The sequence below is a fragment of the Streptomyces sp. NPDC020965 genome (assembly GCF_044333555.1).
GTDB lineage: Bacteria > Actinomycetota > Actinomycetes > Streptomycetales > Streptomycetaceae > Streptomyces.
The window spans coordinates 223,130-246,745 of the sequence record NZ_JBIRRE010000010.1; the positions used below are offsets into that span (position 1 = coordinate 223,130).

The 23,616-nt window shown below is 69.7% G+C and carries 11 protein-coding genes and 1 riboswitch; of the genes, 9 read left to right on the forward strand and 2 right to left on the reverse strand.

Going from position 1 to position 23,616, the window contains the following annotated elements; all coding sequences use genetic code 11:
* Positions 1-280 precede the first annotated feature (280 nt).
* From ACH4S7_RS28205 to ACH4S7_RS28215, 3 genes are read left to right on the forward strand one after another with little or no spacing between them, the layout of a single operon-like run.
* On the forward strand, positions 281-1,015 hold the full coding sequence (locus ACH4S7_RS28205) for a hypothetical protein (RefSeq protein WP_398524124.1): 735 nt from the start codon (positions 281-283) through the stop codon (positions 1,013-1,015).
* The gene (locus ACH4S7_RS28210; protein WP_398524125.1) at positions 1,012-2,523 is read left to right on the forward strand and encodes a protein kinase; all 1,512 of its coding nucleotides are present in this window, start codon (positions 1,012-1,014) and stop codon (positions 2,521-2,523) included. Before ACH4S7_RS28205 ends, ACH4S7_RS28210 begins: the two co-directional genes overlap by 4 nt.
* 59 nt (positions 2,524-2,582) lie before the next feature.
* On the forward strand, positions 2,583-3,053 hold the full coding sequence (locus ACH4S7_RS28215) for a GtrA family protein (RefSeq protein WP_398524126.1): 471 nt from the start codon (positions 2,583-2,585) through the stop codon (positions 3,051-3,053).
* Between the two features lie 31 nt (positions 3,054-3,084).
* Here the strand turns inward: ACH4S7_RS28215 and ACH4S7_RS28220 are convergent, their stop codons facing one another.
* Complete coding sequence (locus tag ACH4S7_RS28220) at positions 3,085-5,091, reverse strand: tachylectin-related carbohydrate-binding protein (protein WP_398524127.1); 2,007 nt, start codon at positions 5,089-5,091, stop codon at positions 3,085-3,087.
* A gap of 199 nt (positions 5,092-5,290) precedes the next feature.
* The gene (locus ACH4S7_RS28225; RefSeq protein ID WP_398524128.1) at positions 5,291-7,246 is read right to left on the reverse strand and encodes a tachylectin-related carbohydrate-binding protein; all 1,956 of its coding nucleotides are present in this window, start codon (positions 7,244-7,246) and stop codon (positions 5,291-5,293) included.
* 281 nt (positions 7,247-7,527) lie between these two features.
* On the opposite strand from ACH4S7_RS28225, the gene ACH4S7_RS28230 reads away from it, so the two are divergent.
* The 6 genes from ACH4S7_RS28230 to ACH4S7_RS28255 all read left to right on the forward strand — a co-directional run bounded on the left by ACH4S7_RS28230 (position 7,528) and on the right by ACH4S7_RS28255 (position 23,293).
* Entirely contained in the window at positions 7,528-17,076 is a 9,549-nt protein-coding gene (locus ACH4S7_RS28230; RefSeq protein WP_398524129.1) for a polymorphic toxin-type HINT domain-containing protein, read from the forward strand.
* A 599-nt stretch (positions 17,077-17,675) separates the two neighbouring features.
* Complete coding sequence (locus ACH4S7_RS28235; protein WP_398524130.1) at positions 17,676-18,329, forward strand: SurA N-terminal domain-containing protein; 654 nt, start codon at positions 17,676-17,678, stop codon at positions 18,327-18,329.
* Positions 18,330-18,348: 19 nt separating this feature from the next.
* Positions 18,349-19,368, forward strand: coding sequence for a nucleoside triphosphate pyrophosphohydrolase (locus ACH4S7_RS28240; protein WP_398524131.1), 1,020 nt, complete (start codon positions 18,349-18,351; stop codon positions 19,366-19,368).
* A 153-nt stretch (positions 19,369-19,521) separates the two neighbouring features.
* A complete protein-coding gene (locus tag ACH4S7_RS28245) occupies positions 19,522-20,856 on the forward strand; it encodes a cytochrome P450 (protein ID WP_398524132.1) in 1,335 nt (444 codons plus the stop codon).
* A 113-nt stretch (positions 20,857-20,969) separates the two neighbouring features.
* Entirely contained in the window at positions 20,970-22,130 is a 1,161-nt protein-coding gene (locus tag ACH4S7_RS28250) for a transglycosylase family protein (protein WP_398524133.1), read from the forward strand.
* Positions 22,131-22,389: 259 nt separating this feature from the next.
* A riboswitch (cyclic di-AMP (ydaO/yuaA leader) is annotated at positions 22,390-22,565 on the forward strand.
* A 2-nt stretch (positions 22,566-22,567) separates the two neighbouring features.
* A complete protein-coding gene (locus ACH4S7_RS28255) occupies positions 22,568-23,293 on the forward strand; it encodes a transglycosylase family protein (RefSeq protein ID WP_398524134.1) in 726 nt (241 codons plus the stop codon).
* Positions 23,294-23,616 lie beyond the last annotated feature (323 nt).

Here is a 23,616-nt window from a genome sequence, read left to right on the forward strand (position 1 = left end):
TCCGTACGCGCTGCCGGTCTGCGCGCAGCCGGTGATCCGTATGCCGGGCCGTATCGGACAAACGCTGCCGTACGGGCCCAACGGCTCGGCGCCGTGACGCATTGGACACCAGCTCCGTACAACCCGTGGGCCGTTGGCCGAGTCGGTGTATACGCTCGGCCCTACCCCGAGCGCCCCAGCCTCGTCCCCAGGCCCACCAGGAGCAGCAATGCACGGCCCCGGCTCTGACCCACGGCCCTCCGGTCGACCACCGGCGCCCGCGACGCTCATCGTGGTGCGCGTGCTCTTCGTGATCCTCGCGTTGCTCAGTTGCGGTCTGCTCGCCTGGGGCACGATGCTGCGGCTCGCGATCGTGCGCCGACGGCCCCTCGACTGGGCGCTGTTCTGGGTCGCCCTCGTGCTGGCCATCGCCACGCTGGCGGTGGTGGGGGAGTTCAGCTCCCAGGACGAACCGCCGCGCAAGGAGCCGGCCACGGCGGGGCCGCTCGACCTGGTCTTCGTGGGAGTGACGATCGCGATGGCACTCGGGGTGCCGGTGCACTACCTGGTCGCGGACATCCGCCACCACCGGCAGCCGGCCGCCCCGGGGTGGGGCGGGCCGCCGTCGCCGTACACGGCCACCGCCCCCTCGTACACCACACCGCCGCCGCACACTCCCGGGTACGGCTATCCCCCCGCCCAGAGCCCCACCGGGCCCCCCGTACCGAACCCCGCCCAGAACGCCACACCGCCCCCGGCCCGGCACCCCGTCTACAGTTGCCCGCAGCAGCAGCCCGTGCGCCGCGCCGCGCACCCGGTCGCCCCGCCGTCCCAGCCGCAGCCCCAGCCGCAGCCCCAGCCCCAGCCCCAGCCCCAGCCGCAGCCGCAGACTCCGCCCCCGCCGCCGTACTCGCCCCAGCCGCACCCCGCCCCACCGCCGCCCGAGAAGCCCCGTACCGACCAGCCGCGTATCGACCAGGTCCGCGCCGAGCTGGATGAGCTGAGCGACTACCTCCGCAAGGAGCGGGGCCGGTGAACGGACGCGTCGTCGCCGACCGCTACGAACTCTCCACCGTCATCGGCCAGGGCGGGATGGGCCAGGTCTGGACCGCGTACGACGCGCGGCTCGGCCGCCGGGTCGCCGTCAAACTGCTCCGCCCGGACCATATGCAGGCGGGCACGGCCGCGGACGAGATGCGCCGCCGCTTCGTCCGCGAGTGCCGGGTGACCGCCCAGGTCACCCACCCCGGCCTGGTCACCGTCCATGACGCGGGCACCGACAGTGACGATCTCTACCTCGTGATGCAGTACGTCGAGGGCGCCGACCTCGCCGACCACCTCGCCGAACACGAGCCCTACCCCTGGCCGTGGGCCGTCTCCGTGGCCGCCCAACTCTGCGCGGTGCTCGCCGCCGTGCACGCGGTGCCGATCGTCCACCGCGACCTCAAACCACGGAACGTGATGGTGAAGCCCGACGGCACCATCACCGTGCTCGACCTCGGTGTCGCCTCCGTCATCGACACCGACACCACCCGCCTCACCCACACCGGCTCCCCCATCGGCAGCCCCGCCTATATGGCCCCCGAACAGGCGATGGGCGGCGCGGTCGGCCCATACACCGACCTGTACGCACTGGGCGTGCTGCTCCATGAACTCCTCAGCGGCAACGTCCCCTTCGCCGGCTCCACCGCACTCGGCGTCCTGCACCGCCATCTGTACGAGCCACCGCTGCCGGTCCGCAGAGTGCGGCCGGAGATACCCGAGCCGCTGGAGGCGATCGTGCTGCGCCTCCTCGCCAAGGACCCGCGGCACCGCCCCACCGGCGCGCAGGAGGTGTACGAGGCACTCACCCCCCTGCTCCCCGCGCACGGCGCACCCAGCGGCCCGCTCGATCCGACCCGCCCCTTCCTCCGGCCCTTCGCCCCCTGGCCCGACCGCGCGGCCACCCCGCCGGCGCCGGCCGCGCCCGCGCCCCCGTCCGTACCGCAGCTCGATGTGGCGGCGGCCGTGGACGAGGTGAAACGCCTGCTCGGCGAGGGCAGCGTCACCCAGGCCGTGGACATGCTGGGCGGCATCCTCCCGGCGGCCGCCGCCGAACACGGCGAGTCCTCCCCGGTCGTACGCATCCTGCGCAAGCAGTACGCGACCACGCTGATGGACGACGGCCAGTACCGCCGCGCCCTCCCCGAGCTGCGCCGCCTGGCCGAGGACCGCACGGCCGACGCGGGCCCCGCCGACCCTCAGACGCTCCAGTTCCGCCATGACGCTGCCCACTGCCTGGAACAACTCGGCGAACCGGCCGCCGCGCTGGCCGAGTACCGCGCCGTCCTCCCGCACTACGAGCACGACACGGACCCGGCCCGCGCCTTCGACGTCCGCCACCGCGTCGGCAACCTCCTGCTGGCGGTGGGCGACCACATCGGCGCCCGCCACCAGCTCGAAGCCCTCCTCTACGACACCGAACGGGCCTACGGCCCCTACCACCAGCTCCCCGCGGAACTGCGCCGCGCGCTGACCCGGCAGCGGCAGTTCCACGGCGGGTGACGCGTATGCTCCGAGACGGGAGCCCTGCGGGGAAGTTCTGACGGGGAGCGCGCGCGACAATGACGGTCCGGGGCCAGTTGGTCAGATTCGCCCTGGTGGGCGCGGTGAACACCGGCACCTACTACGGCCTCTACCTGCTGCTGCTGACCTGGCTGCCGTATGTGGCCGCGCATGTGCTGGCCTTTCTGCTCAGCATGGTCGGGTCCTTCTTCCTGACCTCCTACTTCACCTACCGGACCCGGCCGACCTGGCGGAAGTTCCTGCTCTTCCCGCTGACGAACGCGGCCAATTTCGTGGTGACCACGACGGGCGTCTACCTCCTGGTGGACGTCCTCGGCCTCGGCAGCCGCTACGCACCACTGATCGCGTCGGCGGCGGCGATCCCGATCACCTTCCTGGTCTCCCGCACGATCATGCTCCGGCCGGATCCGGCGAAAGCCCCCGATCCGGGCCCGGAGACGGGGAAGGCCCCCGGCCCGGGGGATGACCCGGACCGGGAGCGGGAGCGGCGGACGATGGACGCGGTCTGAGGGCCACCGGCCGAGCGGGCCGGACGGACCGTCAGGAGATGGGCGTGGAGGTCCAGCCCGTGCCCGTGGTGGGCCGTGAGATGTGCGTTCGTCCCAGGTCGTCCCGGTGGACGACCCCCCAGGTGTCGCTCAGCTCCGCGGAGTAGGTGAAGGCCCTCGGATCACCGATCGCATTTCCGCGCGGCTCCTCCGACTTGGGGCCGAATCTCACCCAGGGGCTCCAGGTGGTGGCCGACGTCCCCGCGGTGCGGTAGAGGTGGCCGTCGTTTCCGCGCACCACGATTTCGGGCCCCGGGGTCTGCCCGGTGAACACCGCGGTCGGCGAACTGCTCGCGCTCAGGGGAGCGACCGGGGCCGGGGGAGTGGCGCCCGTGGTGGCCGTGTTCGGGATGGCGCTCCAGGGCTCGTAGGCCCCGCCGATCGCTGTCTGCCGGGTGGTGACGACCCTGCCGTCCAAGTCGCGTGCCACCACGCGGTATCCGGTCCCGGGGAGGGTGATGACAGCCGGCAGGCCGACGATCTGCTGGCTGCCCAGCGAGACCCAGGGCGACATCGTGCCGGCCGCCGAGAACAGGGCGGTCGCGAGGGTGCCGTCCGTCTTCCTGCCGAAGAGTCGGATGCCGCCCTGCTCGTCCACGGTGGTGAGAGGGCCGTCCAGTGCCGGTCCGGCCAGCGGCTTCCACCCGAGGAATCCGGCGTCCGGTTTGATCTGGACGCGGTGCCAGGGCTTGCCGTTCACATCCACGGCGTACTGGACCGCCAGCCCGGACGCTGGCAGCTTCGCGACGACCGGCGGGTGGGCCATCGCGCCGGCCAGGTCGTTCCACGCCTCCCAGCCGGGGCTGTCCTTCGCGACCTGGTCACGCTGGAACACGCTGCCGTGCACGCCCTGGGCGAACACGCTGATCCGGCCGTCCGACTGTTTCACGACGGCCGGTCGGCCGGAGACGCCGCGCGGCTCGTCGAGCCTTGTCCACCGAGGGTTGCTGAAGGTCACCGGGTCGACGCGGACATGGGCGATATGGCCGCTGAAGCTCTGGAGGATATCCAGATATCCGCTGGTGGACTGGGTGACCGTGGCAGCGGGGTGGTCCATCGGAAGGGGCGGCGGCTTCGGCGGAGTGTGGTTGGTCAGCAGCCGGCAGTTGTCCGGCCTGGAGGTCACATTGCCGAAGGTGTGCCAGCCACCGGCGGCCACCGGCTTGGCGACCACGGGCCAGGTGTCGGTGAGTTCGTCGTAGCGGTAGTAGAGCGCCTCCCCGTTGGTCCGCACGGCCACGAGCGTGTCCCCGCCGCCCGCGGTGATGGATGTGAAGTTGCCCCAGGCCGCCGCGCCGATCAGGACGTGGCGTTCGATCCAGCGCTGGCTGGCGACGTCGTAGCGGGAGCGGTAGAGCCGGCCGTCCGCCGCACGGCCGTAGAGGACGCCGGTGTCTCCGGCCGTGATCAGGTTGTACCGGTCCCAGTCGTTGTCCACGATCCCGATGGAGCTCAGGCCGCCGCCGGTGCCCAGCTTCGGGTCGTACTGGTACCCGTAGAGCTGGCCGAGGTTGTCGGCGACCCACAGCCGCCCGGAGCGGTCGACCGTGGCCTGTCCGTGGTCGGCGGCATTGCCCAGCCAGCCCAGATAGGTGCTGATCCGCTTGGGGCTGACGTCCCAGGTGCCGTTGTCGGCGCGGTGGGCGTAGTAGGTGCCGTCGGACTTGAAGGCGAAGAAGTCTCCGTCGGGGCCGGCGAGGACCTTTCCGTAGGAGCCCCAACCCGCGCCGACCTTCACATAGGCGGAGAAGGTCGAGCCGGTGAGCGGGGTGGGCATCGTGTACTGGAGCAGCTCGCCGGAGGCATTGGTGACGTAGGTGCGTCCGGAGGTGCCGCAGGCTGCTGCCTCGGCCGCCCGGCCGGTCTGGGCGGCCGGGCCGGGGGTGGATTCCCCGGCGCGGGCGGTGGCGGGCAGCGCGGTGAGAAGAGAGATCGCGCCGACGGCCGCGGCCGTCCAGCGCTGGCGGGTATGGCGTGTCCGGGATCTGTTGGCCGACATGACTGTTGCCCCCCTGTGGTGGTGACTGTTGGATGCTGTTGCAATCCAGCGCGACGATGACCGTGTGTGTCGACATCGTTGCGTTCAGGCAGGGCAAACGTATATCAGTTCTATTCTGTGGCCACAGAAGGATTCAGGACTAACCTCAGTCACAGTCGGGCGCGGCCCTCCCGCAGGAGGGCCGCGCACCCCCTCCCTCCTACTTCGGTCCCGCCAGCCTCCGCCCCTCGAAGACCGGCGCCTCGCCCGCCCCCGCCGCCTTACGCGCTCCCGTCGTCATCGATGAGGTCGCGTAGATCCAGGTCTGGTTGTCCGCCGTGCGGAAGACGTACGCCCAGGTCGGGCCGGTTGAGTTGGTGTAGGTGACGGTGGTCGGGTCGGTGGCCGTCGCGTGGGATCCCGAGCGCCAGGGCCGCCAGGTGCCCGAGCCCTGGGTGGTCTCACCGATGTCGTGGATGAAGCCGTCCGTGCCCCGGGCGACCACCTCCGTCAGGCCGGTCGACGGGGAGATCACCGCACTGGGGGAGCCGGCTGCGGTGAGGTCGCCGACCTGGGACCAGGTGCCGTAGGGGCCGCCCTCCGTGGACTGGGAAGTGGTGACGATCTTGCCGTTGCCGTCCTTGGCGAAGATCCGGAGTCGGAAGCCCGGGTAGACGATGACGGACGGGGTGCCGCCGATCGCCTGGGCGCCGATCGGGGTCCAGGCGGAGAGGGTGCCGTCATCGGCGAAGAGGGCGGTGCTTAGGACGCCGGAGGCGTTGCGGCCGAAGAGCTGGATGCCGTTGCGGACGGTGACCGCGGTGAAGGAGTCGGCGAAACCGGTGCCGGCCAGCGGCATCCAGCCGCGGAATTCGCCGTTGGCGGCGGTGAGGATGCGGTACCAGGGCTTGCCGCTGGCGTCCGCCGCGAACTGGGTCAGCAGGCCGGACGGGGTCTTGGCGGTGATGGGGTGGTACTTCATCGCCCCGGCCTGGTTGGTCCAGGCGCCCCAGTCCGCGCTGGACTTGGCGACCTGGTTGCGCTGCCAGACGCTGCTGGAGATGTTGTGGCCGGTGAGGGAGACCCGGCCGTCGGCGTGCTCGCCGAGCGCGGGCCGGCCGGTGAACGCCTCGCTGCCGGAGACCGTGGTCCACGACACATTGTTGACGTCGGACGGGTCGGGCATCCGTCCGTGCACCAGCCGCCCGATGTTGTCGGTGTACGCGAACTCCAGTGAACCGCCCGTCACCTGGGTCACCGCGGTGGGAGTGTGGGATTCCTGCGTCAGTACGGGGTTCGCCGGGGTGAAGCTGCCGCCGATCGCGCAGTTGTCGGGTGCCGCGGCGACCTCGCGGAAGTTGTCCCAGCCGCTGCTGCCCGCCTCGTAGCGGTTGACCGGCCAGGTGTCGGTGGCCTCGTCGAAGCGGTAGTAAAACGCTTCGCCGGTGGTCGCCTGGGTGGCGACCAGCGTGTCGCCGCCGTTGGAGGAGATGCTTTTGAACTGGCGCCAGTCGCTGCCGCTGACCAGCACATGGCGCTCGATCCAGCGCTGGCTGGTGTGGTCGAACCGGGATCGGTAGAGCTTGCCGTCCGACGCGGCCCGGCCGTAGATGACGCCCGCGTCCGCGGCGGTGATCAGGTTGTACCGGTTCCAGCCGCTGTCGTGGGCCAGGCTCCGGCCGGCGTTGTCCCAGGTGTCGGTGGTGCGGTTGTACTTGTACGCCCTGAGGATCCCGGCGTTGTCCACGACCCAGAACCGTCCGAGTCGATCGACGCTCGCCTGGTCGCGGTCGGCGGCGTTCGCCAGGTAGCCGAAGCTGTTGCTGATCTGCTTGGGCTGCACGTCCCAGACGGTGCCGTTGTGGTGGGCGTAGAAGAGGCCGCTCGGCTTGGCGGCGTAGAAGTCCCCGCCGGGGCCCGCGATGACCCGCCCGTACGTCTGCCAGCCGGTGCCGATGCTCGTCGGGCCGGAGTAGAAGGAGCCGGTGAGTGGCGTCTGCATCCGGTAGGTCTGGAGCGCGCCCGCGGTGTTCACGGTGTACGTGGGCCCGTTCGCCTTGCAGGTCGTGGCGGCGTGGGCCGTCCCGGGGACGGCGATGAGCAGGGGCACGGTGGCGACCGCGGCCGTGGCCGCCGCCAGCAGTCCCCGTCGTCTCCGCTGAAGTGGTGCTGCCATGGGAATCCCTCCAACTGTTGATCCGTCACATAAACGTGCGGGAGCGCGTGGTGGGTGGGGGCGATGGGCTCTCCGGGCGAGGAGCGCGCCGCCTACGGCTCGTCGTGGTGACCATGTATGCCACGAGCGGCTTTTGCCTGCCCATGGGGACTTGCGGCCATTCATTGGCCGGTATTGATTGTCTGTAATTAGTCGGCAACGGGTAGTGATCGGTTTGCCAACTTGCAGACGCCCGTGGGGGGACAATGCCGGCATACCGAAGACTCGCGCGCAACTTCCTGATGACCAGAGTTGTCCGCAGTCGCTGGGGCAAGGTCGTCGGTCTCGCCGTCGCGATGGCGCTGGCCGTCGGCTCCCTGGCCATTGCGCAGGGCACCATTCCGTCCTTCCCCAAGGATCCGGCGGCGGCGAAGGGCCCCGCCCAGCGCTGGGGTAGCGCCGAGGGCCGTGACCATCTGGTCGATGGGCCCCGCAACACCACGATTCCCCCCTCACAGCGCTCCAAGTACCAACTGAAGTCGCCGCCCGCGGCCCGTCCCGCCGCCCGGCGCAACACGGTCGCGGTCACCCCGCCCCCCGCCACCCCGCTCAAGGGCTTCGCCCGCGGCACCAGCGCGGAGATCGTCTCGGAGCGGGATGAGCGCAGTCGTACGTATGCGAATGCGGATGGGACGCGGACGACAGAGCTGGCGACGACGCCGATCAACTACCGCGACGCGCGCGGTGTGTGGCGTCCCATCAGTAGTGGTCTGGTGGCGGAGGCGAGTGGTTGGTCGAATGCGGCGGATGCGTTGGATCTGTCGATCGCGGGGCGTGCGGATGCTCCCCAACTGGCGGTGCTCACTTTCCCCTCGGGTGAGTCGTTCGGTTACGGGTTGAGTGGTGCGGCGCCGGTCGCGGGTGGCCAGTCGGGTGCTCGGGTCGCGTATGAGCGGGTGTTGCCGGAGACGGATCTGTGGCTGGATTCGCAGGCGGGTGGGGTGAAGGAGACCCTGGTCCTGCGTTCGGCGGCGGCGCCGACGGTGTTCGACTTCCCGCTGTCGTTGAAGGGTCTGACGGCGAAGGCCAGCGGAAATGCGGTGGTGCTGCTGGACGCGAAGGGGCGGACGAAGGCGGTCATACCGGCCGGGTTCATGGAGGACGCCAAGGGTGCCGTCTCGCACGCGGTGCGGTACGAGATAGTCGAGGCGGCTGGTGGTCAGGTCCTGCGGGTGAGTGTGGACGGGAAGTGGGTCAAGGACCCGGCCCGTGCCTTCCCGGTCCGGGTCGATCCGTCGGTGGAGACCAGTTCCGCGACCACCTCGATGTATGTCCGCGCCGGTGGTTCGGTGGTGGGGTCGAGCGAGCTGCATGTGGGTGGCGGCAACTACGCCTACCTCGGCTTCCCGGGTCTGGATGAGCGGCTGCACCGGCACCGTATCTTCGGTGCCCAGCTCCAGGTGGTGAACTTCGACTCGGCGTCGTGCAAGCCGCGCGCGGTGTCGGTGCATCCGGTGACGCAGGCGTGGACGGCGGGCACGGGGTATTCGTCGCCGGGCCCGTCGGTGGGTGGTTCGCTGGCGTCGAAGTCGTTCGCGTACGGGCACATCGGGTTCGGGCAGCCGAAGTCGGCGTGTCCGTCGGCGGGTGAGCTGTTCAACCTGGGCAAAGCGGGTCGGGATCTGGTCCAGCGCTGGGTGAGCGGCACCCAGGCCAACCACGGCCTCTCCCTGCGGGCGTCGAGCGACGGTGGCGCCTTCAAGAAGCTGACCGGGCACTCCACCGCCAACCCGCCGAAGCTGTTCGTCACCCACTCCCCGTACAGCGCCACCTACGCCTTCCCGAAGCCGGTCCCGGACCCCCCGGTCCTCCAGAACCAGGCCGGCAAGGTCAAGGTCACCGTCACCAACAAGGGCGCGGACACCTGGACCGCGGGCGGCTACTACCTCGCCTACCGGGCCTTCGACAAGAAGGGCAAGCTGGTCACCCAGCAGCGCGCCGCGAACCTCACCGGCAGCGTCGCCCACGGTGCCAAGACGACCCTCGAAGCCACCATCAAGGCGCTGCCCCCGGGCGTCTACATGCTCGACTTCACCATGGTGAAGACCGGTGGCAAGGTCTTCACCGACGAGTATGTGCCGCCGGGCCGGCTGGTGATCCAGGTCTTCGACATCGCGCCGGTGGTCAAGGAGCAGTTCCCGCCCAACGGCTACCCGGCGCAGACCCTCACCCCGCAGCTCTGGGCGGCGGGCGTGGACATCGACGCGCCGCCAGGATCCACGCTCCAGTACAAGTTCGAGATCTGTGAGGCGGACAAGGACGGCAATCCGATCGCCTGCACCACCTCCGCCCTCCAGACGTCGTCGGCCTATCCGGTTCCGGCCGGGCGGCTGAAGTGGGGCAAGACCTACCTCTGGCGCGGGTTCGTCAAGGACGCGTCGAACGAGGTGCCCACCGCCCAGGTGGCACTGGTCGCGACGGTGCCGCAGCCGGAGATCACCTCCCGGCTCTCGGAGGCGCAGGGCAAGGAGTTCGACCCCAACGTCGGCAATTTCACCACCGCCGCGATCGACGCCTCCGTCGCCGGTGTCGGCCCGGAACTCACCCTCGTACGGACGTACAACAGCCTGGACCCCCGGCGTGACCTGGCCTTCGGTGCCGGCTGGTCCACCCGGTACGACATGCGGCTCACCCCGGACGACGACGGTACGGGCAATGTCGTCATCCGCTACCCGGACGGGCAGGACATCCGCTTCGGCAAGAACGCCGACGGCAGCTTCGCCCCACCACCCGGCCGCTTCGCCAAACTCACCCAGGACGCCACCCTCGGCACCTACAAACTCCAGGACAAGTCCGGCACGACCTACAACTTCAGCTCCAGCGGTCTGCTGACGAACGTCACCGACCAGTTCTCCAACGCCGTCACCTACACCTACAGCGCCGGCAAGCTCGCCAGTGCGCTCAATGTCCGCTCCGGCCGGTCGCTCACCTTCACCTGGACCGGCGCGCACATCACCCAGGTGTCCACCAACGCGGTCGACGGCGCCCCGCTGAGCTGGACCTACACCTACACCGGCGATGTGCTGGACAAGGTCTGCGACCCGAACGCCGGCTGCACGCAGTACGGGTACGGCGCGGGCAGCCACTACGCGACCACGGTGCTGGACTCCCGCCCCGAGTCGTACTGGCGCCTCGGCGAGGACGAGGGCACCGCGGCCAACAGCGCCGTCGAGGCCAACCTCGGCAAGGACCGGGGCACGTACAGCAATGTCACCCTGGGCGCGACCGGCGGCATCGCGGGCGACCCGGGCACGGCGGCCGGCTTCAACGGCACCACCTCACGGATCGATCTGCCGTCCGGCACCCTCAAGAAGAGCCGTGACGCCGCGATCGGGGTCTGGTTCAAGACCATCGCGACCGGGGTCGGCGGCCCGCTCATCGGCTATCAGAACAAGGCGTGGGGCACCGCACCGGGTGTGGGGGTGCCGGCGCTCTACGTCGGTACGGACGGCAAGCTCCGCGGCCAGTTCTGGAACGGCACGGTCGCCCCGATCACCGACATCACCAAGAACGTCAACGACGGCAAATGGCACCACGCCGTGCTCTCCGTCTCCGGCACCACCCAGACGATGTATCTGGACGGAAAGCTCTCCGGCACCATCACCGGACGGCAACTCGTCGGCACCGACCTCACCTTCAACCAGATCGGCGCCGCGCACGCCTCGACCCCCGCGAGCTGGCCGGGCTGGGGCACGGCCGGGGGCAAGTCCTTCGCGGGCACCATCGACGATGTCGCCGTCTACCACCACCCCCTCGGCTCCGCCGCCGTCGGCGCGCAGTACCGGGAGGGCGGCCGGACCGCCGACGTCCTGACGAAGGCGACGCTGCCGTCGGGCCGGATCGGCGCCGAGGTGACGTACGACGCCTCCCGCGACCGGGTCGAGGAGTACACCGACCGCAACGGCGGCACCTGGAAGATCGGCACCCCCGCGGTCTTCGGCAACGACAAGGACCTGCGGCGCACCGTCGAGGTCCGGGACCCGGCGGACTCCCCGTACTTCTACGAGTACGACGGACTCTCCGCCCGGCTGCTGCGCTACGGCGAACCGCTCGGCATCGGACCGCGCACCGACCCGTCGCCCACCCCGACGCCGACCCCCACCGGACCGGTCTGTACCTCGCCGGACCCGGACGACCCGCAGTTCTGCACCACTCCGATCGGCGGTGGCGGTGGGGCGCCCGAGTTCATCCGGTTCCCGCTCGACGGGGTCGCCATCCGGTCCTTCACCTATAACGACAACGGCTTCCAGACCGGTGTGACCAGCGAGAACGGTGACACGGTCAAGCTCGGCTACGACGACCGCGGCAATGTGACCACACGGACGACGTGCCGTGCCGGGACCGACTGCCAGACGGCGTACACGACCTATCCGGCGACGGTCGGTGACTTCGACCTGCGGGCGGATCAGCCGACCGAGACCCGGGACGGCCGCTCCACCGGGCCGACGGACAACCGCTTCCGCACCCAGTACACCTACAACACCAACGGCGGTCTGCTCACCCAGACCGCGGCCGACGGCGGTATCGCCAGGAACACCTATACGACCGGCGCGGAGCCGGCCGTCGGCGGGGGGAACACCCCGACCGGGCTGCCGCTGACCACCGCGGACCCCCGGGCGAAGGTCACCCGCCACCAGTACTTCAGGAACGGTGACCTGGCGACCATCATCGAGCCGTCGGGGCAGATCACCCGGTTCACCTATGACGCGCTCGGCCGGAAGATCACCGAGACGGAGGTCACGGACGCCCACCCGACGGGGATCACCTCGACCTTCACCTACGACAAGCTCTCCCGGGTCGCCACGATCACCGATCCCGCCGCGACGAACACCATCACCCTCGGCAGGCACCAGGAGAAGACCGCCACCACCTATGACGCCGACGGCAATGTGATCCGTACCGAGATCAGCGATCTGCTCGGTGGCGACACCAGCCGGGTGATGGCCTTCGCGTTGGACGATCACGGTCGGCCGGAGCGGGTGACGGACGCCGAGGGCGGCGAGACCACGTACACCTACGACGCCTTCGGCAACAAGACGTCGATGGTGGACGCCAACGACAACCACTTCTCCTACCTCTACACCGCGCGGAACATGATGGCCGAGACGCGGCTGCGGGACTGGGCGGACGACGGCGGCGGGAACGACCACACGGTGCTCCAGTCGTACGCGTACGACATGGGCGGCCGGGTCGCCCGGCACACCGACTCCATGGGTCGGACCATGGCCTACGACTACTTCGGCGACGACCTGGTCAAGTCGATCACCCAGAAGGGGTTCCGCAACCCGGACGGCACCAAGCGGGACATCGTCCTCGAAGCCAACACCTACGACGACGCCGGGAATGTCCTCACCGAGACGGCGGCCAACGGCAAGCTCGTCACCGAGTACACCTACGACGCGGTCGGGCGGATCAAGACCGAGACGACCGACCCCGCCGGGCTGGCACAGCGCACCACCCACACCTATGACCTCGCGGGCAATGTGGAGACCACCGCGTCCAGCGGCCGGCCGTCCAATGTGCCGTGGCCGGTGGACATCACCCCCGAGACCGTCCGCTACCAGTACGACGACTCGGGGAACGTGATTCGCGAGATCGTCGAGAACGGCGCCGACTCGCGGACCACGATGTACGAGTACGACCAGCGCGGCCTGCCCAAGTCCAAGACGGACCCCGGTGGGGCCAAGACGGAGTACGCGTACGACGAGCTGGGCCGGGCGATCTCGGCCACCGCGCCCGCCGTGCAGACCGAGTCCCACGGCTCGACACCGGTCACCTCGCGCCCCACCACGTACACCGGGTACAACACCTTCGGCGCGGTCACCGAGTCGATGGACGCACTGGGCCATGTCAACCGCACCACCTACGACCGGGTCGGCCGCGCGATCACCGCCAGCGCGCCCGCCTACACCCCGCCGGGCGCCACCCAGCCGGTCACGCCGACCGTGACCAACCGGTACGACGCGCTGGGCAATGTGGTGGAGTCGACGGACCCGGAGGGGCGGGTCAGCAAGTTCACGTACGACCGGCAGAACCGGCTGACCGTCAAGGACCTTCCGGTCGGTACGGGCACGGAGCGCGCCGAGTGGAAGTACAGCTACACCCGCACCGGTGAGGTGCTCTCGGTGACCGACCCGAACGGGGCGCGCGCCGAGACCACCTACGACGACCTCGACCGCCCGGTCACCGCCACCCAGATCGAGCGCAAGCCGCTGCCCGCCGCCTACACCGCGCGGTACGAGTACGACGACGCGGGCAATGTGCTCAGGCAGACCTCCCCAGGCGGCGGGATCAGCCACTTCGTCTACGACGGGCTCAAGCAGCTCACCCGGATGACCGAGCCGTCCGGCGCGATCACCCACACGGGGTACGACGCGGCCGGTCGCGAGGTCCGGCTCACGGACGGCCTCGGGCGCACCTCGGGCAAGGTCTACGACCGGCTGGGGCGGCTGGCCGAGGAGTCCGACCTGGATGCGACGAACAGCCTCATCCGCAAGGTCTCGTACGGGTACGACGCGGCCGACAACCTGGTCTCGTCCACCGACCCGCTGAACCGGGTGACGACGTTCGCGTACGACGCGCTGAACCGGCTGACGAGTCAGAGCGAGCCGGTCTCCGCGACCAAGTCGATCACCACGTCCTTCGGGTACGACGCGGCGGGCAACCGCACCCGTTACACCGACGGCCGGGGAAATCGCACCCTCTACACGATCAACACGCTCGGTCTGCCGGAGTCGGTGATCGAGCCCGCGACCACCCGTGACCCGACGCCGGAGTCCCGCACCTGGACGAGCGTCTACAACAAGGCCGGCGACACGGTGAAGCTCACCGCGCCGGGTGGCGTGGTGCGGGAGCGCGAGTACGACAAGGCGGGTCAGTTGACCCGGGAGACCGGTACGGGCGCCGAGGTGGCGACCCCGGAGAAGCGGTTCCAGTACGACGCGGCCGGCCGGCTGACCAAGGCGTCTTCGCCGAAGGGCGACAACACCTTCGACTACAACGACCGCGGTTCACTGCTCAGCTCGAACGGCCCGTCCGGGAACGCCTCGTACGAGTACAACCCGGACGGCCAGGTCATCAGCCGCACGGACGCGGCGGGCACCGCGCTCTTCACCTATCTGAAGCAGCAGCTCGCCACGGCGAAGGACCCGCTCACCGGCACCACCCAGGGGTACGGGTACGACGCGGCCGGCCAGATGAACAAGATCGACTTCGCGGCGGGCCAGTCGCGTGCGCTGACCTTCGACAATCTGGGCCGGGTCGACACCGACACGGTCAAGACCAGCACCGGCCAGCCGCTGTCGTCCGTCGACTACGGCTACGACACCGCCAACCACCTCACCTCGAAGACGACGACGGGTACTTCTCAGGCGGGTGCGAACACCTATGACTACGACCAGGCGGGGCGGCTGACCTCCTGGACGGGTGGGGGTGCGACGACCGGCTACGAGTGGGACGACAGCGGGAACCGGGTCAAGAGCGGGACCAAGACGTCGACATTCGACGAGCGGAACCGGCTGCTGTCCGACGGTGACTACACCTACGACCACACCCCGCGCGGCACGCTGTCGACGCGGACCAGCTCGGGTCTGGCGGAGAACTTCACCTTCGACGCCTTCGACCGGATGACCAAGGCGGGCGAGTCGGCCACCGAGTACACCTACGACTCCTTTGACCGGGTCGCCGCCCGGAACAACGTCGACTTCACCTACGCCGGGGCCTCCCCGGACCCGGTGAAGGACAACTCGGCCACCTACGGCCGGGGCGCGTCGGACGAACTGCTGTCGGTCGCGGAGGGTGCGGGCCCGGCCCGGCTCACCCTGGACGACAAACACGGCGACGTCGTCGGATCGATGTCGGCGACCAATGGTGCGGCGACGGCGCTGGAGGAGTCGACGGCGTTCGACCCCTTCGGCAAGCAGCTCGGCACCGCCCAACTCTCCGGAAACGTCGGCTACCAGGGCGACTACACCGACCCCGCCACCGACCAGGTCAACATGGGAGCCCGCTGGTACAACCCCGGGGCTGGCTCGTTCAACTCCCGCGACTCCTACCAGTACTCCTCCGGCGCCTCCATCCTGGCCAACCGCTACACCTACGGCGCGGGCGCGCCGATGGACTACACCGACCCGTCCGGCAACTGGCCGAGCTGTGACTGGTGCAAGAAGGCGTGGAAAAAGACCAAGAAGGTCGTCAAGAGCGTCGGCAGCTATGTCTCCAAGGGCGCCTCGGCGATCGGGAGTGCGATCAGCTGGGCCTGGCGCAACCCCATGAGTGCCTTCAAAATGGCCATCAAAGCCGCCGGTAAGGGCCTCAACTGGGTCGCTGAGAAGACCGGCGTGAAGAGGATCGCGCAGGCCGTTGTGTCCGGGCTCAAATACGTGGGCCAGAAAACCGGCGCCACCCAATGGGCCAAACAGAAGGTCGCGGAAGCACGGCGCGCGGCCCGGGTGATTAAACAGCAGATCACCAAGAAGGCAAAGGCGGCGGCGGCCTATGTGGCCAAACACAATCCGATCCCGGCGATCGTCGCCGCGGCGAAACCCTTCGTAGCCGTCGCCAAGGCCATCGTCACCGGTGATCCCAAACTGGCCGCGCTCGTCGTCGGAGTCACCAGACAAGTCGTCGCCGACCTCGGCAAGGCGGCGGACGCGATCCGCGCGGCAGCGGTGCAACAGCTCGGCAATGTCGTCGAGAACGTCCGTGAGGCGGTGGACTGGGGCGCGGTCTGGGACGGCGTCAAAACGGTCGGCAATGTGGTCGGCGAGGTCACCGGATTCAACGACATCAAGAAGTGTGTGACCAAGGGCGATATGGAGGCATGCGCCTGGTCGGTGGCGACGGTGGCCGGCCTGGCCCTGGGCGGCGTCGGCGCGGGCGCGGTCCGGGCCGCGCGGGCGGGCCGGATGGTCTCGCAGGCGGCGAAGTACTCGGACGACATCAAGACCGCGGCGAACAGGACCAGCAACTTCGTGGAGAAGGCCGAGTCGGCGGTCGGTTGCGCGGAGACCGCGGCGGCCCTGGCGGGCAATAGCTTCCTGCCGGGCACGAAGGTGCTGATGGCGGATGGTTTCCGTAAACCGATCGAGAAGGTGAAGGAAGGCGATACGGTCCTCGCGACCGATCCGACGACTGGCAAGACCTCGAAGCAGAAGGTCACGGACACGATTGTCGGCAAGGGCGAGAAGCGCCTGGTGGAGTTGACGGTCGACACGGACGGCCCGAAGGGCACCGCGACCGACAAACTCACCGCGACGGTGGGACACCCGTTCTGGGTCCCGTCCCTGAAGAAGTGGCTCAAGGCCGGCGAACTGAAGCCGGGCCAGTGGTTGCAGACGGGGGCCGGATCCCGGGTCCAACTGGACGCGGTCCGCGCGTGGACCCAGCAGGCGGCGGTCTACAACCTGACGGTTGACAGGGCGCACACCTACCATGTGCTGGCGGGCACTACTCCGGTCCTTGTTCACAACTGTGGGCCTGGGAATGTCTCGAATAAGGTGATGGACGGACATATTCTTCCAAGGCATGACGCAAATCATGCGGATTCCTGGAAATGGGCAGAGAAGTCGAAATTCGAGGACTGGGTAACGCCAAATCACATCCGCAATTGGTCCAAGCTGGCCATGAGGAAGCCGATGGATAATATGAATCTCGGCACCGGCTCTGCCCACCGGCACATCCTGCAAATCAAGAGTCGCCATCCGATCGGTTATGACGCGGACGGGAACGACCTGTTCTCAATCGCAGCATGGGTGCGAGATGGTGTAGTCGAGAGTGTTCACCCGAACTGACGAGGTGCTTGATGATCAATATTCAGGTGCGCACGGAGGGCGGCGAAATTGTGCTCCGTGGATCTTGCGGGCTGGATTGGGTGAAAACTGTCCAGTACATGGATGAAGGTGAATTTCCGTTCTTGAGCAGTCTGCTGCCCTACGCGGATACAATGTTCAATTCGCGTCAGGCGGAGAGGCTTCGGCGGGAAATCGCTAGCCGATCTGTCATTGAGTCTCTCGGACGGGATTCAGTGGCAGAGATCGAAAGACTCTGTCTGGAAGTGGAGAATGGATCGCATCTCTACCTTTGGTTCCTGGGGGACTAGTGCGTAGGTGCTGCTCCATGCAGCGGCACCGAAGCGGAAGTCCGTCGAAATATGCCCTGGCAGGGCCTCTGCGTGAGGTGATGGCAGTAGGCGGTGGCAGCATCAGCGGATGAGAGTGGGGGGAAGGCGGTGATTCGTCGCGCACGCCCCACCAGCGATCCTGCCGCCCGCCCGGGCATCCGCCCGAACCCGTCCCCCCGAAGTGGTGGCCGACACCGCCCCCCACTGCCTACCATCAGCACGCCAGGGCTTTGTGAACCACCGCACAATCACCCCCGCCGGGAGGCTCCTTTGCACCGCCGCCGTCGCAACGCGATCACCGTCTCCGCCGCACTCCTCCTCGCCGCGCCCCTTCTCTCCGCCTGCGGCGAGCAGGCGCACCCCGGTGCCGCTGCCGTCGTCGGTGGGGAGCGGATCGAGGTGTCGGCCGTGCAGGCGAAGGTGAAGGACGTGCGGGCCGCGCAGGAGCGGTCGCCGCAGGCCGCGCAGCTCATCAAGGACAGTGGCCAGCTCAGCCGGGCCAAGCTGTACGACCTCATCGTGGGGCGGGTGGTCCAGCGGGCCGCCGATGACGCCGGGGTGACCGTCAGCCGTAAGGAGATCCAGGAGGGGCGGATCGCGCTCGCGCGGCAGGCCGGTGGCGAGGAGCAGCTCGCCGCCGTCTACCTCCAGCAGCGCGGGGTCGCCCCGGACCAGATCGAGGAGGTCGTCCGACGGGACGTCGTCGTCGGCAAGCTCGCCCAGGCCCTCGGCGCCGGTGAGACCCCCGACAGCCAGCAGAAGCTGAACGCCGCCTTCAGCGCCGCCGCCAAGGCGCTGAAGATCGACGTCAACCCCCGGTTCGGTAGCTGGAGCGATCAGAAGCTCGAACTCGGCGACTACAAGGCCCCCTGGATCAGTCAGGTCTCCAAGCAGCCGGAACCCGTCCCGACGGCCGGTGCGTAGCCCGGGGTAAGTTCGAGGTGTGACCACAGAAACCCCCGCCGTCGGCCGTATCGTCCTGCTCACCGCCAGCCATCGCGTCGCCCCGGGATTGCTGTCCTGGCCCGCCTGGCAGACGCTGCGGGAGGCCGACCGGGTTCTGTGCGCAGACCCCGCACATCCGCAGCTCCCCTATATCCGCGAGGCCGGGGTCACGGTCGAGATCGCGGCCCCGGAGGCGTCGGAGCTGGTCGACGCCTGCGTCGGCGCGGTGCCCGGGGCCGCGGACGGCGCCGCCGGCGCGGGTACGGGCGCGGGCGCCACCGTCGTGGTGGTCGCCACCGGGGAGGGCGAGCGGAAGCTGACCGACGGTCTCGCCCGTCTCGCCGGCTCCAACCGGGTCCAGATGCCCGATCTGGAGCTGCTCCCCGGTTCGTACGATCTGCCCGGCGCGCGTCTCCTCGATCTGATCGAGGTCATGGACCGCATCCGTGCCGACTGCCCCTGGTCGTCCGTCCAGACCCACCAGGGGCTCGCCAAGTACGGCATCGAGGAGGCGTACGAGCTGGTCGAGGCGATCGAGGACGGCGACCGCGACGAGCTGCGCGAGGAGCTCGGGGACGTACTCCTCCAGGTCGTCTTCCACGCCCGTATCGCGCAGGAGGACGCGGATGAACCGTTCTCCATCGACGACGTCGCCGGGACGATCGTGGAGAAGCTGATCCACCGGCATCCGCATGTCTTCGGGGACGCGACCGCCGAGACCCCCGAGGACGTCAAGGAGCACTGGCTCCGTACCAAGGCGGTCGAGAAGCAGCGGGACTCGGTCACCGACGGCGTTCCGCTCGGGCAGCCGGGTCTCGCGCTGGTCGCGAAGCTCGCCTCCCGGGTCCGTACGGCGGGACTGGACGTCCCGCTCCCGCCGGGCGACGGCATCGGGTACGAGCTGCTCGACCTCGCCGTACGGGCCGAGGAGGCCGGGGCCGACCCGGAGGCGGCGCTGCGGGCAGCGGCGCGGGTGTACCGGGACGCGATCCGGGCGGCGGAGGGCCACGCGGGGTAGACCCCACTGTCGCCCTCGTTGTCGCCCTCATAGTGATGTCCCCAGATGACTGTCCTCTCCCTATATAGAGGAGAGGGCAGCACGGCCCCGGGGCGGCCGGGGTACGACCCCGCGCGCTCGAAGCCCCCGGGTGGCGACGGATAACGTCAGGGGGTGAGTGAGACCCCCGCCCCTGAGCCCGCCCCCGCCCCCGATCGCACCCCTGCCCCTGCCCCCGCTCCCACCCCTGACCCCGCGGCCCCGCCCGCGAGCCCCGAGCTGTTCACCTGGGAGTTCGCCACCGACCCGTACCCCGCCTACGCCTGGCTCCGGGAGCACGCCCCCGTGCACCGCACCCGGCTCCCCAGCGGGGTGGAGGCATGGCTCGTCACGCGGTACGCCGACGCCCGGCAGGCCCTCGCCGACCAGCGGCTGTCGAAGAATCCGGCGCACCACGTCGAGTCCGCGCACGCCAAGGGCAAGACCGGCATTCCGGGCGAGCGCAAGGCGGATCTGATGACACATCTGCTGAACATCGACCCGCCGGACCACACCCGGCTGCGGCGGCTCGTCGCCAAGGCGTTCACCCCGCGCCGGGTCGCCGAGTTCGCCCCGCGCGTGCAGGAGCTGGCCGACGGGCTCATCGACGGGTTCGCGGAGCGCGGCGAGGCCGACCTCATCCATGAGTTCGCCTTCCCGCTCCCCATCTACGCGATCTGTGATCTGCTCGGCGTCCCGCCGGAGGACCAGGACGACTTCCGCGACTGGGCCGGGATGATGATCCGCCACGGCGGCGGGCCGCGCGGCGGTGTCGCCCGGTCGGTGAAGAAGATGCGCGGCTATCTGCTCGAACTGATCCACCGGAAGCGGGGGGCCCTCGACGACGAGGGCGCCGACGATCTGATCTCGGGGTTGATCCGGGCCAGTGACCACGGGGAACACCTCACCGAGAACGAGGCCGCCGCCATGGCGTTCATCCTTCTCTTCGCAGGCTTCGAGACCACCGTGAACCTCATCGGGAACGGTGCGTACGCCCTGCTGCGCAACCCGGACCAGCGGGCCCGCCTCCAGGAGTCCCTCGACGCGGGCGAGAGCGAGCTGCTGGCGACCGGGGTCGAGGAACTGCTCCGTTACGACGGGCCGGTGGAGATGGCGACCTGGCGGTACGCGACCGAGGCGCTCGACATCGGGGGCTGCGAGATCGCGGCCGGTGATCCGGTTCTGGTGGTGCTCGCGGCCGCCGACCGCGATCCGGAGCGGTTCGCCGAGCCGAATGTTCTCGACCTTTCCCGGCGGGACAATCAGCACCTCGGATACGGGCACGGCATCCACTACTGTCTCGGCGCGCCGCTCGCCCGGCTGGAGGGTCAGACGGCGCTCGCGACGCTGCTCAGAAGGCTGCCGGACCTGCGGCTCGGCGCGGATCCGGCTGATTTGCGATGGCGTGGTGGGCTGATTATGCGTGGGCTGCGCACCCTCCCCGTGGAGTTCACACCCCGCCAGAAATGACGCCCCGTCACATCTGTGACTTTCGCGTGATCTCTGCTGCATCGACTTGTGACACACGTTCGACTGCCGCTACCTTCAACGATCGTCTCAGCAGTCTGGCGAAAGGCAACCGAATGCGCTCCGGGAATGGTCGGCATCGCCGACCCCGTCAAGCTCCGGCCATCGTCGTCGCCGCGGGGGTGACGGGATCGGCCATCGCGATCCCCCTCCTCGGTGCCGGCTCCGCCTCCGCCGCCGAGCCCGCCGCCTGGGACCGGGTGGCGGAGTGTGAGAGCGGTGGCCTCTGGAGTGCCGACACCGGCAACGGCTACTACGGCGGACTCCAGCTCTCGCAGCGGGTCTGGGAGGAGTTCGGCGGTACGGAGTACGCCTCCCGCGCCGACCTCGCGAGCCGTTCGCAGCAGATAGCCGTCGCGGAGAAGGTCCTCGCCGCGCAGGGCGAGAAGGCGTGGGCGTCGTGCGCGGGCATCGCCGGGCTCACGGACAGAGCCACCGGCACGGAGAAGGGCACCGGGAAGAGCACGGGCACGGGCACCGGCAAGGCCACGGACAAGAGCACGGGCACGGGCACGGACAAGAGCACCGGTACGGACAAGGGCGCCGCCACGGGCCGGTCCGAGACGGACGGGACGAGCGGTGGCGCCTCCGCGACGCCCTCCGCCCCGGGCCAGAAGGGCGGGGCGACGACGACGCCGAAGCCCGCCACCGGGTCGACCACCCCGGGCGCCGGCCCGACCCAGGGCGTCGGCAGCGGCGCCGACCGCGCCGCCGCCGCGACGGCCGGTGCCGGAAAGCACCGGGGCGAGCCCGCCGATGAGCCGACCAAGAAGCCTGAGGGCACGACCGGCGCTGCGGATTCCGCGGATTCTGCGGGCGTGCCCGGGTCGAGCACCCCGCCTCCGGCCACCGAGGCCGCCGAGCCGGGCGGCACCGCATCCGGCACCCCGTCGCCCGCCAACGAGGCCGCCGAGCGGCGGGCGGCCGATCCCGGCCATGCCTCCCGCGGTGCCGGCGCGGCCCGTGACGGCGCCGTGGGCGCCACGGTGCCCGGCGACAAGAAGGTGGAGGTCGTCAAGGGCACGGCCGGTGGCGCGGGCGCCTCACCCACCTCGTACACCGTCCAGCCCGGTGACAGCCTCTGGGCCATCGCGGAGGAGCGGAAGCTCGACGGCGGTTGGAACGCGCTGTACGAGAAGAACCGGACCGCCGTCGGCTCCGACCCCGACCTCATCCACCCCGGTCAGAGCCTCGATCTCGACGCAAAACAGGGGTAGTTAGTCCTCCTTTGTCCAATTTTGCGGAAGTGAGACAAGGGTCTCTTTGCCGAAATGGACTCGACGGCTCCGCTGGAACTGGTCATTCCGCGCTCGACCTGCGGAAATGTGCGTTCTCGGTCGAGCGGGATGGGCGATTTCTCCCCGATGTTCATCTTTGAACATCGGGGAGAACTGTGGCTACGGTCTGAACCGCTCGCCACCGCGGGCACCATCGACCGTCACGCCGAATCCTGCCGTCGGTCGGGGGGAGTACTCGACGCTCAGTGCGCCGAAGGCAGGAGCGGGGGACCCAAGGTAAGCGCCGGACCCGGCCGTTGAGGATGACGGTGGGCCACCCGGCTAGGGGTGAAGCCGCGCGCTAGGACGCGCGGCCGGGCAACTCACTTGGCCCGAACCCGACAGCTCACCTCGTAGGCGTCGGTGAGGAGACCACCATGCTGTTTTCCGGCAAGGGCAAGCACCGCCGCCCCTCCAAGGCCACCCGTATCGCCACGCTCGCCGGTGTCACCGGTGCCGCCGTCGCCGCCCCGCTGATGGGCGCCACCTCGGCCTCCGCCGCGACCGCCAGCGAGTGGGACGCCGTCGCCCAGTGCGAGTCCGGCGGCAACTGGTCGATCAACACCGGCAACGGTTACTACGGCGGCCTCCAGTTCTCGGCCTCCACCTGGGCCGGCTACGGCGGCACCGCGTACGCCTCCACCGCCGACAAGGCGTCGAAGTCGCAGCAGATCCGGATCGCCGAGAAGGTCCTCGACGGTCAGGGCAAGGGCGCCTGGCCGAACTGTGGTGTGAACCTCTCCCAGGCCACCTACGGCGGCGGCTCGACCGAGCAGCAGCCGCAGCAGCAGAGCCAGCAGAAGTCGCAGCCGAAGGCCGAGCAGAAGTCCGAGCGTCAGGCGCAGCCGCAGCAGAAGCGCGCCGAGGCCCCGACCACCCGCTCCGAGCGCTCCGCCGCCCCCGCCCCGTCCGCGGCCCCGGCTCCGGCCAAGGGCTTCCAGAAGGGCGACGGCGAGTACCAGGTGAAGGCCGGCGACACCCTCAGCACGATCGCCACCGCCGAGAAGGTGGGCGGCGGCTGGGCCAAGCTGTTCGAGCTGAACAAGGACATCGTCGACGACGCCGATGTGATCTACCCGGGTCAGCAGCTCCACCTCGGCTGACCCCACGGCCCCCCGGGGCCGACACCCGAGACAGGTCTCGGGGCCGCTCCGGAACGACACCCGGAGCGGGCCCCGGGCCCCTCGGGGCCGAATGGGCCACCCCGGTCCGGCGCGCTTCCCCCGTACGCGCCGGACCGGGGTTTCTCTCTGTCTCCCGGCCGGGCGGACGCCCGCCCGACTCCTACCGACCGGTAGACATCGTTCTTTTTGTCCCCCGCCGCGGCCGTTCACGGCGTTTTTCGTCCCAGCGGGCGGGCAACCGGCCGGTCGGTGCCCCACCGCCGGTTAGGCTCGTGGCGCAAGGCCAAAGAGACCCTGCACTC